The organism is Pseudomonas baltica (genome assembly GCF_031880315.1).
GTDB lineage: Bacteria > Pseudomonadota > Gammaproteobacteria > Pseudomonadales > Pseudomonadaceae > Aquipseudomonas.
This window is the reverse complement of the sequence record NZ_CP134771.1, coordinates 1,371,433-1,384,001: the sequence shown is the minus strand read 5'-3', so window position 1 is coordinate 1,384,001 and position 12,569 is coordinate 1,371,433. Positions and strand designations below refer to the sequence as shown.

At 62.1% G+C, this 12,569-nt stretch carries 11 protein-coding genes and 1 pseudogene; all 12 read left to right on the top strand.

The genetic code is table 11. The features are described from left to right. Nucleotides 1-1,434: a sigma-54 dependent transcriptional regulator gene (locus REH34_RS06005; RefSeq protein WP_311971085.1), complete on the top strand. Its 1,434-nt coding sequence runs from the start codon at nucleotides 1-3 to the stop codon at nucleotides 1,432-1,434. A gap of 115 nt (nucleotides 1,435-1,549) precedes the next feature. After that, the gene (gene fliE, locus REH34_RS06000) at nucleotides 1,550-1,882 is read left to right on the top strand and encodes a flagellar hook-basal body complex protein FliE (RefSeq protein WP_311971084.1); all 333 of its coding nucleotides are present in this window, start codon (nucleotides 1,550-1,552) and stop codon (nucleotides 1,880-1,882) included. Nucleotides 1,883-1,896: 14 nt separating this feature from the next. After that, on the top strand, nucleotides 1,897-3,711 hold the full coding sequence (gene fliF, locus REH34_RS05995) for a flagellar basal-body MS-ring/collar protein FliF (protein WP_226505746.1): 1,815 nt from the start codon (nucleotides 1,897-1,899) through the stop codon (nucleotides 3,709-3,711). Continuing rightward, entirely contained in the window at nucleotides 3,704-4,726 is a 1,023-nt protein-coding gene (gene fliG / locus REH34_RS05990) for a flagellar motor switch protein FliG (RefSeq protein WP_226505745.1), read from the top strand. The genes fliF and fliG overlap by 8 nt, the downstream gene beginning before the upstream one ends. A gap of 145 nt (nucleotides 4,727-4,871) precedes the next feature. Then, nucleotides 4,872-5,612 (top strand): annotated as a pseudogene (gene fliH, locus REH34_RS05985) (flagellar assembly protein FliH); the annotation flags it as partial. 286 nt (nucleotides 5,613-5,898) lie between these two features. Further along, nucleotides 5,899-7,257, top strand: coding sequence for a flagellar protein export ATPase FliI (gene fliI, locus REH34_RS05980; RefSeq protein ID WP_226505744.1), 1,359 nt, complete (start codon nucleotides 5,899-5,901; stop codon nucleotides 7,255-7,257). 6 nt (nucleotides 7,258-7,263) lie between these two features. Continuing rightward, nucleotides 7,264-7,713: a flagellar export protein FliJ gene (fliJ, locus tag REH34_RS05975; RefSeq protein WP_226505743.1), complete on the top strand. Its 450-nt coding sequence runs from the start codon at nucleotides 7,264-7,266 to the stop codon at nucleotides 7,711-7,713. 106 nt (nucleotides 7,714-7,819) lie between these two features. Next, entirely contained in the window at nucleotides 7,820-8,128 is a 309-nt protein-coding gene (locus REH34_RS05970) for an STAS domain-containing protein (protein WP_226505742.1), read from the top strand. 2 nt (nucleotides 8,129-8,130) lie between these two features. Beyond that, the gene (locus REH34_RS05965) at nucleotides 8,131-9,840 is read left to right on the top strand and encodes a fused response regulator/phosphatase (RefSeq protein ID WP_226505973.1); all 1,710 of its coding nucleotides are present in this window, start codon (nucleotides 8,131-8,133) and stop codon (nucleotides 9,838-9,840) included. 62 nt (nucleotides 9,841-9,902) lie between these two features. Further along, nucleotides 9,903-10,259 (top strand): Hpt domain-containing protein, encoded by a 357-nt coding sequence (locus REH34_RS05960; RefSeq protein ID WP_311971083.1) that lies wholly within the window; start codon nucleotides 9,903-9,905, stop codon nucleotides 10,257-10,259. Between the two features lie 84 nt (nucleotides 10,260-10,343). Beyond that, on the top strand, nucleotides 10,344-11,861 hold the full coding sequence (locus REH34_RS05955) for a flagellar hook-length control protein FliK (protein WP_311971082.1): 1,518 nt from the start codon (nucleotides 10,344-10,346) through the stop codon (nucleotides 11,859-11,861). A gap of 198 nt (nucleotides 11,862-12,059) precedes the next feature. Beyond that, nucleotides 12,060-12,569: a flagellar basal body-associated protein FliL gene (fliL, locus tag REH34_RS05950; RefSeq protein ID WP_226505739.1), complete on the top strand. Its 510-nt coding sequence runs from the start codon at nucleotides 12,060-12,062 to the stop codon at nucleotides 12,567-12,569.

Genomic DNA, 12,569 nt, shown 5'->3' with positions numbered 1-12,569 from the left:
ATGCAAGCCACAGGCCAGAGAGAAATCAAGGTATTGCTGGTCGAGGATGACCGCGCCCTGCGCGAAGCCCTCGGCGATACCCTCGAACTGGGCGGCTGCGCCTACCGCGCCGTGAGCTGCGCGGAGGACGCCTTGCAGGCGGTGACCCGCGAAGCGTTCGGGTTGGTGATCAGTGACGTCAACATGCCCGGCATGGATGGCCATCAACTGTTGGCACGTCTGCGTGCCTTGCAGCCGCAATTGCCGGTACTGTTGATGACGGCCCATGGCGCCGTCGAGCGTGCGGTCGACGCCATGCGCCAAGGGGCGGCGGATTATCTGGTGAAGCCGTTCGAGCCTCGCACATTGCTCGATCTGGTGGCGCGCCACGCCTTGGGCAGCGTGCAAAATAACGACGGTGACGGTCCGGTGGCGCAAGAGCCGGCCAGCGCACAATTGCTCGAACTGGCAGCACGCGTCGCCCGCAGCGATTCGACCGTGTTGATTTCCGGCGAATCCGGTACCGGCAAGGAAGTGCTGGCCCGCTACATTCATCTACAATCGGGGCGCGCCACTCAGCCATTTGTAGCGATCAACTGTGCAGCCATCCCCGATAACATGCTCGAGGCCACCTTGTTCGGCCACGAGAAAGGTTCGTTCACGGGCGCCATTGCCGCCCAGGCGGGCAAATTCGAGCAAGCGGACGGCGGTACCCTGTTGCTCGACGAGATTTCCGAAATGCCCCTGGGCCTGCAGGCCAAGCTGCTGCGGGTGCTGCAAGAGCGGGAAGTGGAACGAGTGGGTGGGCGCAAGCCGATTACCCTCGACATCCGCGTGATTGCCACCACCAACCGTGATCTGGCCGGGGAAGTGGCGGCCGGGCGTTTTCGCGAAGACCTTTACTATCGTCTGTCGGTTTTCCCCTTGGCGTGGAAGCCCTTGCGCGAGCGGACCGCCGATATTCTGCCGCTGGCCGAGCGGCTGCTGGCCAAGCACGTCAATAAAATGAAGCACGCGCCCGTGCGGCTGTGCGAGGACGCTGAAGACTGCCTGGTCAGTTACGCCTGGCCCGGCAATGTGCGCGAACTGGACAACGCCATTCAACGTGCGTTGATCCTGCAACAGGGCGGCATCATCCGCGCCGAGGACTTCTGCCTGGCGGGGCCTATCGGCAGTGTCCACCTGCCGCCGGTCGGGGCCCCTGCCTTGTTGCGCGCTCCCAATGTTTCAATCCCGACAAGCAAGGCGGAAGATGAACCTCAGGCCCTCAGCGGCCTGGGTGACGATCTGCGGCGGCGCGAATTCGAGGTCATCATCGATACCCTGCGCACCGAACGCGGACGGCGCAAGGAGGCGGCCGAGCGCCTGGGTATCAGCCCCCGTACCCTGCGTTACAAACTGGCGCAGATGCGCGACGCGGGCATGGACGTCGAGGCGTTTTTGTTCGCTAGCTAACGATTCGTATCGAATTTGTATCGCTGTTCTGGAGAGCTGGCACCCTTGTTGCTACCTCTACTGACAGACGCTGTACCAGTGTCAAAAAATTGCGGACCGGCAAAGAGAGATGTCCATGAGCCAAGGTATTGAATTCAACCGTTTGATGATGGACATGCGTGCCATGCAGGCCGAAGCCATGGGTTCGTCGGCCAAGGCTGCGACGGCTGTGCCGGAAGTCACTGGCAGCAGCTTCGCCGATCTGCTCGGCAATGCCGTGGGCAAGGTCAACGAAACGCAGCAGGCTTCGAATCAGCTGTCCAACGCCTTCGAGATCGGCAAGAGCGGTGTGGACATCACCGACGTCATGATTTCGTCGCAGAAAGCCCAGGTTTCCTTCCAGGCGCTCACGCAAGTGCGCAATAAACTGGTCCAAGCTTACCAAGACATCATGCAGATGCCGGTCTGAGGACGAATTGAGTCATGGCTGAAGCAGTGGATAACGTACCGGCAAAAGCAGGCGGCGCAGGGGGCAAGAGTTCCCTGCCGGGCCTGAATTTCCTGGATAACATCACCAAGATGCCGGTGCTCCGGCAGGTCGGCCTGTTGGTCGGGCTGGCTGCCAGTGTGGCCATCGGTTTTGCCGTGGTCCTGTGGTCGCAACAGCCGGATTATCGTCCGCTGGTTGGCAGTCTGGCGGGTATGGACACCAAGCAGGTGATGGACACCCTGGCTACCGCCAATATCAGCTACAACATCGAGCCGACCTCCGGTGCCTTGCTGGTCAAGGCCGAGGACCTGTCCCGAGCACGTCTGGCGCTGGCGTCCGCCGGCGTAGTACAGGGCGATGGCAACGTCGGTTTCGAAATTCTCGACAAGGACCAGGGCCTGGGCACCAGCCAGTTCATGGAGGCGACGCGTTACCGTCGCGGCCTCGAAGGCGAATTGGCGCGCACCATTTCCAGCCTCAACGGCATCCGCGCCGCACGCGTGCACCTGGCGATTCCGAAAAGCTCGGTGTTCGTGCGTGACGAGCGCAAGCCGACCGCCTCGGTATTGGTGGAGATGTACGGCGGCCGCACCCTCGATCCTGGTCAGGTAATGGCGATCGTCAATCTGGTCGCTACCAGCATCCCTGAAATGGACAAGTCCGGCGTGACCGTGGTCGATCAGAAGGGCAACCTGTTGTCCGACCAAGGCGGCAGCTCCGAGTTGGCCATGGCTGGCAAGCAATTCGACTATACCCGGCGTATGGAAGGCATGCTGACTCAACGTGTGCAGAGCATTCTGGCGCCGGTATTGGGCAACGATCGCTACAAGGCGGAAGTCTCGGCCATGGTCGACTTCAGCGCCGTGGAATCGACTTCCGAACAGTTCAATCCCGATCAACCGGCACTGCGCAGCGAGCAATCAACCACCGAGCAGCGTTCCAGCAGCAGCGGCCCATCGGGTGTGCCGGGTGCCTTGAGCAACCAGCCGCCAGCCCCTGCGACTGCTCCGCAAACCACGGCAGGCGGGGCGGCGGGCGCTGCCACCGCGATTCAGCCTGGGCAACCGCTGGTGGACGCCAACGGCCAGCAGATCATGGACCCGGCCACAGGCCAGCCGATGCTCGCGCCGTATCCGGCTGACAAGCGTCAGCAGTCGACCAAGAACTTCGAGCTCGACCGTTCCATCAGCCACACCCGTCAGCAGCAGGGTCGCTTGCAGCGCCTGTCGGTGGCGGTGGTGGTGGACGATCAGGCCAAGGTCAACGCCGCCAATGGCGAAGTCACCCACACGCCGTGGAGCGCCGAAGATCTGGCGCGCTTCACACGCCTGGTGCAAGACGCGGTGGGTTTCGATGCCAGCCGTGGCGACAGCGTGACGGTGATTAACTCGGCATTCGCACCCGATACCGGTGAAGTGATCCCGAGCATTCCGTTCTACTCGCAGCCCTGGTTCTGGGATGTGGTCAAGCAGGCCCTGGGTGTGCTGTTCATCCTGGTGCTGGTGTTCGGCGTACTGCGCCCGGTGCTCAACAACATCACCGGTGGTGGCAAGGGCGGCAAGGGCCTGGCGGCCTCCGGTGGTGACGGCGCGATGATGGGCGCCGGCATGGCCGGTGGCGGCTTTGCGGGTGGCATGATGGGTGATGTGGCCGACGATCGCGTCAGCCTTGGCGGGCCGCAGAGCATCTTGCTACCAAGCCCTAGCGAAGGTTATGACGCGCAGTTGAATGCAATCAAAAGTCTGGTGGCCGAAGATCCGGGCCGTGTGGCCCAGGTCGTGAAAGAGTGGATTAACGCCGATGAGTAGCAATCAGGCCATAGTTGCCCCCAAACTGACCAAGGTCGACAAGGCCGCCATTCTCCTCCTTTCGCTGGGTGAAACCGACGCGGCCCAAGTGTTGCGGCACATGGGCCCGAAGGAAGTGCAACGAGTGGGCGTGGCCATGGCGCAGATGCGCAACGTGCACCGCGAACAGGTCGAGCAGGTGATGACCGAGTTCGTCGCCAGCGTGGGCGACCAGACCAGCCTCGGCGTCGGCTCGGACACCTACATCCGCAAGATGCTCACTTCGGCATTGGGCGAAGACAAGGCCAACGGTCTGATCGACCGCATCCTGCTGGGTGGCAACACCAGCGGCCTGGACAGCCTCAAGTGGATGGAGCCGCGTGCCGTGGCTGACGTCATCCGTTTCGAGCACCCACAGATTCAAGCCATCGTGGTCGCGTATCTCGACCCTGATCAGGCGGGCGAGGTGCTCGGGCACTTCGACCACAAGGTGCGTCTGGATATCATCCTGCGGGTGTCGTCGCTCAACACTGTGCAACCTGCGGCCCTGAAAGAACTCAACACGATCCTCGAGAAGCAGTTCGCCGGCAACTCGACCACGTCCCGGACCACGCTGGGCGGTATCAAGCGCGCGGCCGATATCATGAACTTCCTCGACAGTTCGGTCGAAGGCCAGCTCATGGATTCGATCCGCGAAGTGGACGAGGATCTGTCCGGTCAGATCGAAGACCTGATGTTCGTCTTCAACAACCTCAAGGACGTCGACGACCGCGGCATCCAGGCGCTGCTGCGCGAGGTGTCTTCGGACGTACTGGTGGTGGCGCTCAAGGGTGCCGACGACGGGGTCAAGGAAAAGATTTTCAAGAACATGTCCAAGCGTGCCTCGGAACTGCTGCGCGACGACCTCGAGGCCAAAGGCCCGGTACGCGTCAGCGACGTCGAAACCGCGCAGAAGGAAATCCTCACCATCGCCCGCCGCATGGCCGAAGCCGGCGAGATCGTGCTGGGTGGCAAAGGCGGCGAGGAAATGATCTGATCGGTGGCTCCACCGTTGTGGAAGCGGGCTTGCGCGTCCGGCGGCGAAGCGCTCAAAAGGCCTGCGGCCCTGGCCACCGGACGCGCAAGTCCGCTCCCACAGGTTTCGCTTTCATCGGGCCCTAATCGAGCATCAGGATATAAGCATGTCGCGCCCCACCAATGAAACCGCCAGTGAACTGATCCGCGCAGAAGACCTGCGCGGGGTCGATGTCTGGTCACTGCCCAGTTTTGACCCCGAATTGCCCGAGCCAGAACCTGAGCCCGTGGTGATCGAGGAGATCGAAGAAGTCCCCCTCGATGAAGTCCAGCCGCTGACCCTCGAAGAACTCGAAAGCATCCGCCAGGAGGCCTACAACGAGGGCTTCGCGGTGGGTGAACGCGAGGGTTTTCACAGCACCCAGATCAAGGTTCGCCAAGAGGCCGAGGTCGCCCTTGCGGCCAAACTGGCCACGCTCGAACAAGTCATGGTGCACCTGTTCTTGCCAATCGCCGAGCAGGACGCCCAGATCGAGAAGTCCATGGTGGAGCTGGTCGGGCACATTGCCCGCGAAGTCATCCAGCGCGAACTCACTATCGACTCCAGCCAGATCGAAACAGTACTGCGAGAGTCGCTGAAGTTGCTGCCCATGGGGGCCAACAATGTGCGGATCTTCGTCAATCCTCAGGACTTCGTGCAGGTCAAGGCGCTGCGCGAGCGCCATGAAGAAACCTGGCGGATCCTCGAAGACCCGGCGCTGCTGCCCGGCGGCTGCCGCGTCGAGACCGAGCACAGCCGTATCGACGCCGCTATCGAGACGCGCATCACCCAGGCCATCGCCATGATGTTCGGGCAATTGCACGAGCAGGGCATGCACCCTGCCGAGTCGGATACCGATGTCGACCTTGGCGCAGTGGAGGCCCAGCATTTGCAGCACCAGGCGCAAGTCAAGGCGGCCGCAGCCCAGGCTCGACAGGCGCCCGTCGCCGAGCCTGTGGCTGACCCCGAGCCGGGGCACGCGCCCGAACCCGACAGCGAGCTGAGCGTGGCGCAGCCCGGAGCGGAATCCGACGCTGACGCTGAGTTGGCCGCCGATCTTGCGCAGCTTGAAGTCGAGCTGGACGACCCCGTCGACGACGAGCCGCCGACCCGATCCAAGGCCAGGGCCAAAGACAAACCGCCGGAGCCGAGCGATGCATCTTAATCGCACCAGCTTCGTCAAGCGCCTGTCGAGTTATCCACAGGCCATCGATCTGCCACGCCAGCCAGTCGTCGAAGGACGGCTGCTGCGCATGGTCGGCCTGACCCTTGAAGCCGAGGGCCTGCGGGCCGCCATGGGCAGCCGTTGTCGAGTGATCAACGACGTCAGTTACGACGCCGTCGAGGTCGAGGCCGAGGTCATGGGCTTTTCCGGCAGCAAGGTGTTTCTGATGCCGGTGGGCAGCGTCGCCGGCATCGCGCCGGGCGCCCGCGTAGTGCCATTGGCCGATACCGGCCGCCTGCCCATGGGCATGACCATGCTCGGGCGGGTGCTTGACGGTGCCGGCCGCGCGCTCGACGGCAAGGGCGGGATGAAGGCCGAAGACTGGGTGCCGATGGATGGCCCGACCATCAACCCGCTCAAGCGCGACCCCATCAGCCAGCCGCTGGACGTGGGCATCCGCTCGATCAACGGCTTGCTCACCGTCGGTCGCGGCCAGCGCCTGGGGCTGTTCGCCGGTACCGGGGTGGGCAAGAGTGTGCTGCTCGGCATGATGACGCGCTTTACCGAGGCCGACATCATCGTGGTCGGGCTGATCGGCGAGCGTGGCCGTGAGGTCAAGGAGTTCATCGAGCACAGCCTAGGGCCCGAAGGTCTCAAGCGCTCCGTGGTGGTCGCTTCGCCAGCGGACGATGCGCCGCTGATGCGCCTGCGGGCCGCCATGTATTGCACGCGTATTGCCGAGTATTTCCGCGACAAGGGCAAGAACGTCTTGTTGCTGATGGACTCCTTGACCCGTTTTGCCCAGGCTCAGCGCGAAATCGCCCTGGCCATCGGCGAGCCGCCGGCGACCAAGGGCTATCCACCGTCGGTGTTTGCCAAATTGCCCAAGCTGGTGGAACGTGCTGGCAACGCCGAGGCAGGGGGCGGCTCGATCACGGCGTTCTATACCGTACTGTCCGAGGGCGACGATCAGCAGGACCCCATCGCCGACTCGGCGCGTGGCGTACTCGACGGCCATATCGTGCTGTCTCGTCGCCTGGCCGAGGAGGGGCATTACCCGGCCATCGACATCGAGGCCTCGATCAGTCGGGTCATGCCCTCGGTAGTCAGCCCGCAGCACATGACCCAGGCTCAGCAGTTCAAGCAGCTGTGGTCGCGTTATCAACAGAGCCGCGATTTGATCAGCGTCGGCGCCTACGTGGCCGGCGGTGATCGCGAGACCGACTTGGCGATCGCGCTGCAGCCCACGTTGGTGCGCTACCTGCGCCAGGGTCTGCAGGAAAACGAAAGCCTGCAGGACAGTAGCGACCGCCTCGCGGCCGTGTTCAATCCTGTGGCGCCAGGCTGATAGACCATGGCGATGAGTCGAGCGGCGCGTCTGGCGCCCGTGGTGGAAATGGCCGAGAGCGTCGAGAAAAAGGCGGCGCAGCGGATGGGGCATTTTCAGGGCCAGGTCAACCTGTCTCACGCCAAGCTCGCGGAGCTGGAAAAATTTCGCAGCGACTATCAGCAGCAATGGATGACCCACGGTAGCCGCGGCGTCTCCGGGCAGTGGCTGATGAACTATCAGCGCTTCCTCAATCAGCTTGAGACCGCCGTGGCCCAGCAGCACAAGAGCCTGGCGTGGCACCAAGGCAACCTCAACGGCGCCCGGGTCGTGTGGCAAAAAGCCTATGCGCGCGTCGAGGGCCTGCGCAAGCTGGTGCTGCGCTATGCTGAAGAAGCGCGGCGGCTCGAGGATCGACGCGAACAGCGATTGCTCGATGAATTGGCGCAGCGCCTGCCGCAACGCGAGCAATACTGAGGCCGCGACGAGAAAAACATTTTTTTACCGCCCGCCGGGGTTGCTGGAGGCGTGTGGCGATGCTAAACCTTTGTCAGTATTGGCAATAATCCTGAAGGAATATCCCATGACCGATGTAACTGCCAAACCTTCTGAAGATGGGAAAACATTGACCATCGAGATCAGGGGACGCTTCGACTTTGGCGCCCATCAGGCGTTTCGTGATGCTTATGAAAGGGTTCACCCCAAGCCGGCGAAGTTCATCATCAATCTCAAGGATACGAACTACCTCGACAGTTCCGCTTTGGGCATGCTGTTGCTGTTGCGTGATCATGCGGGTGGCGATCACGCGCAGGTGCAGGTTATCCACAGCACTCCCGATGTACGCAAGATCCTCGGCATCTCCAACTTCGACAAGCTGTTCAACATCTCTTGACCCTGCCCAAGCCCGACCCGCTAACGGTGTTGATCGCCGACGACAACATGACCGATCGCATGTTGCTGTCCTCTATCGTCCGCCGGCAGGGCCATTACGTGGTGCAGGCCGAGAACGGTGAAGAAGCGGTGCGGGTATTCGAAACCCAGCGTCCGCAACTTGTACTGCTCGACGCGATGATGCCGGTGATGGATGGCTTCGAAGCGGCGCGGCGGATCAAGGCCATGGCCGGCGAAGAGCTGGTACCGATCATCTTCCTGACGTCCATGACCGAAGAACAGGCACTGGTAGCCTGCCTCGAAGCCGGCGGCGACGATTTTCTGGCCAAGCCCTATAACCAGGTGATACTGGCCGCCAAGATCACCGCGATGGATCGCCTGCGACGCCTGCAGGCCACGGTCCTGGAGCAGCGCAACCAGATCTCCCAGCACCATGAATACCTGCTCAACGAGCAGCGAGTCGCCAAGGCGGTGTTCGATCAGATCGCCCACTCCGGTTGCCTCAGCTCGCTGAACATTCGTTACATGCAGTCGCCCTATGCCTTGTTCAACGGCGACCTGCTGCTGGCCTCGTTCACCCCGTCGGGCGACATGCACGTGCTGCTCGGCGATTTTACCGGCCATGGCCTGCCGGCGGCCGTCGGTGCCATGCCGGTGGCCGAAGTGTTCTATGGCATGACCGCCAAGGGCTACGGCCTGGCGGAAATCCTGCGGGAGATGAACGCCAAGCTCAAGCGCATCTTGCCGGTGGACATGTTCTGCTGCGCCACGATGCTCAATGTCAGCTTCCAGCGCTTGCAGGTGGAGGTCTGGAACGGCGGGCTGCCGGACGGCTACATTCTCTGTCAGGGCGGCGAGCGTATCGCGCTGCAATCGCGCCATCTGCCGCTGGGCGTACTATCGCGCCAGAGCTTCAACGACAAGACCGAGGTGCACTCGCTCAGTCAGGGCGACCAATTGTTCCTGCTGTCCGATGGCGTGATCGACACCGCCAACGGCGAGGACCAATTGTTCGGAGCCGAGCGGCTCGATACCGTATTGAGTAACAACCGCTGGCCGCATCGGTTGTTCGAGGAAATACAGAGCGCGCTCGATGAGTTCCGTGGCGAATCACGGGACGACGTCAGCATGGTGCAGATTTTCGTGGTCGAGACGGCCAGCTTGCCGCACACCCCGGTGATTTTTTCCGACAGCGGCCAGTCGAGTCCGCTGGACTGGTCGGCCGCTTTTGAATATCGTGGGGAAACCTTGCGTCGCTTCAACCCGCTGCCCAACTTGCTGCAGTCGCTGCAAGAGGTGCATGGTCTGCGAGTTCAGAGTGGCGCTCTCTATAGCGTGTTGACCGAGCTATACTCCAATGCGCTGGAGCATGGTGTGCTGGGCCTGGACTCGGCGCTCAAGCGTGACGCTCAGGGGTTTGCCCAGTATTACCGTCAGCGCAACGAGCGTCTCGACGCATTGGCCGAAGGCTTCATCCGCCTGCAGTTGCGGGTATCGCCGGATGCGCAGGGCGGTGGTAGGCTGACCATTCGCGTCGAAGACAGCGGTAATGGTTTCGATGTACCCGAGATACTGGCACGTCCCACACCGTCCCAGGGGCTGTCCGGGCGTGGGATGAGCCTGGTCCGGCAGCTCAGCGAGCATGCAGTCTGGGCTGAGGACGGGCGCAGTGTATGTGTCGAATTTTCCTGGCAGCGTCCGGTCGGCAATTGAACCGGTGATTCTCCAGCTGGCGGTATGCCCAATACCCAGCTTGATCAAGGAGCGAACAAGTGATGACCGAATCAGCAACCAATCCCCATGTCGACGAGAAAGTGCTGTCCGCGCTGCAGGAGGTCATGGAAGATGAATACCCGGCGCTGCTTGACACCTTCCTCAGTGACTCCCAGCATCGCCTCCTGGCATTGCAGGCGGCCTCCGACCCCCAGGCGATCAGCCAGGCGGCGCACAGCTTCAAGGGCAGCAGCAGCAATATGGGTGCGCTCGTGCTGGCGCAGTTATGTTCCCGACTCGAACAATGCGCCAATCAGCCAAATGGTGGCGACATCCAGCAATTGATTCGCGAAATCGACCATGAATTCGGTGAAGTGAAGCCCGTCTACGAGCGTGAACGCGAGCGATATTCCGCCTGATCGCCCGAGCCGGGCGTATTGGCCCGGCTTTTGCTTTGTCTCTGCTATCTGTGCCACTGATTGCCGCGCAGCGGAGACCTTCCCATGCCTGTTGCCTCAAATCCATTACTGCAAACTGCGTCTACCAACCAGACGTCCGCCGCCAATGCCTTGCTGTCCAGCAAGCCACAGGAAGCTCCGCCCTCGGGCGCCGACAGCTTTGCTTCGGTGTATTCACGCCAGAGCCAGGCTGACTATGCGCAAAAAGCTGACGCTGCCCAGGCCTATTCCGACAAGCTGGCCAATGCGGCCGCCAACAAGTCGTCGTTTGCCAGCCAGCCCGATCCGGCCAAGCCCATCGTTGCCGATAGCGGCAAGGATCTGCCTGCCAAGGCCAAACCAGCGGCTGACGACAACAAGGTGGACAGCACCAAGGTAGACAACAACAAGGTCGACAGCACCAAAGGCAATGACAAGAAGGTCGCCAGCAAGGACAAAGACAAGGATCAGGATCAGGACACCACGGCCAAGGCCGGTGATGCCAAGGCGACCAAGAGCGACAAGGCCGATGAAGCGGCGGCCAGCGATGATGCCAAGGCGGATGACGCCCTTGTCAAAGCCACGGACCCTGCGGTCGATCCTGCTACGTTGCTCAAGCCAGCGGTTGATCCGCTGGCGACCGCTGCTGCGCCTGCTGCAACGACCCCTGCCGTGGACCCGAACCTGCTGGCGATGGTCGCGCCGCAAACCACTGCGGCCAAAGATGCGGCCAAGGACGCCAGCAAGTCGGACGACGATTTCGATCCGAACGCCGATCCCCTCGCCGACATGCCGGCTTTGCGCCTGGCCCTGGAGCAGAATGCCAAGGCTCAGGGCACGACCTCCGCTCACGCGGCCGATAACAACCAGGCAGCCAATGGCACCCAGCAGGCTGACGACAATGCTGCCGCCGCCGGCCTGACCACGCTGATCCAGCAACAGGCTGGCGCTGAAGGCAAAGCCGGCAGCGGTGACAAGGGCTTGGGCGCGGCCGCCACCGAGGAGGGCGTCAAGGGCATCAAGGGCGGTATCGGTGATACCGGCGCCACAAACTTTGGCGATCGCCTGAGTGCCTTGACCCAGGCCACCGGCAAGTCGGTGAGCAGCGCGCCCGCCACACCGCCGGCATCTCCTCTGGCCATGAACCAGTCGGGCTGGACCGAAGGCGTGGTCAACCGGGTGATGTACCTGTCGAGCCAGAATCTCAAGTCCGCCGACATTCAGTTGTCGCCGGCCGAGCTGGGGCGCCTGGACATCAAGGTCACCATGAACAGTGACCAGCAGACCCAAGTGACCTTCATGAGCGCCCACGTGGGCGTGCGCGAGGCACTGGAAAACCAGCAAGGGCGCCTCAAGGAGATGTTCGCCCAACAGGGGCTCGGTCAGATGGACGTCAATGTGTCCGACCAGTCGCGTCAACAGCAGCAAAGCGGCCAGCCTCAGGCTCAACAGACTTCCGGCGGCAGCGGCGGGCGTCTGGGGCGCAGCGATGGCGTGGACAGCGACGTCACGGTCAGCGATGCCTCGTCCGTTATCCACAGCACCTCGGTGATCGGTACCAGCGCGGTGGATTACTACGCTTGATGTCTACCCCCTTCGCGGGCAGTGCCCGCTGCCACAGGCGCCTATGTGTACCTGTGGCAGCGAGTTCTGAGCGCGAAGAGGCCATCTGCTGCACCCCATTCATGTCGTCTTTGACACCTCCAATCAGACTTCTGGCATAACACTTGCTCTCCCCTAATCGTGCGGTAGTTTAAAACCGATTAGCGACGGATTATTGGCATGGCGCAGAGCGAAGAAGCGAAAGACCCCGCAGTCAAAGGCAAAGGCAAACTCAAGTTCATCATCATCATCGTTGTCGCCATGTTGGTGGTCATTGGTGGCTCGGTGGGCGGCACCTGGTTCTTCCTGCACAAATCCATGGCCAAGCCAGACGACCATCCCGCCGTGGCGACGACCCCGGCCGGCAAGGCGCCGGCTATCTATGAAGCGCTGTCACCGGCGTTTGTGGTCAACCTCGATCAGAATGGTCGCCAGCGCTATCTGCAGGTCAGCATCACCCTGATGACCCGCGATCAAGCGGGCCTGGATGCCCTCAAGGTGCACATGCCGGTGATCCGCAACAACCTGGTGATGCTGTTCTCGGGGCAGAGTTTCGATGCACTGGCAACGCCGATCGGCCAGGAGATGTTGCGTCAGAAAGCCACCGCGAGTGTGCAGGAAGTGGCGCAAAAGGAAGTCGGCAAGCTGGTCGTCGATCAGTTGCTGTTCACCAATTTCGTATTGCAGTAG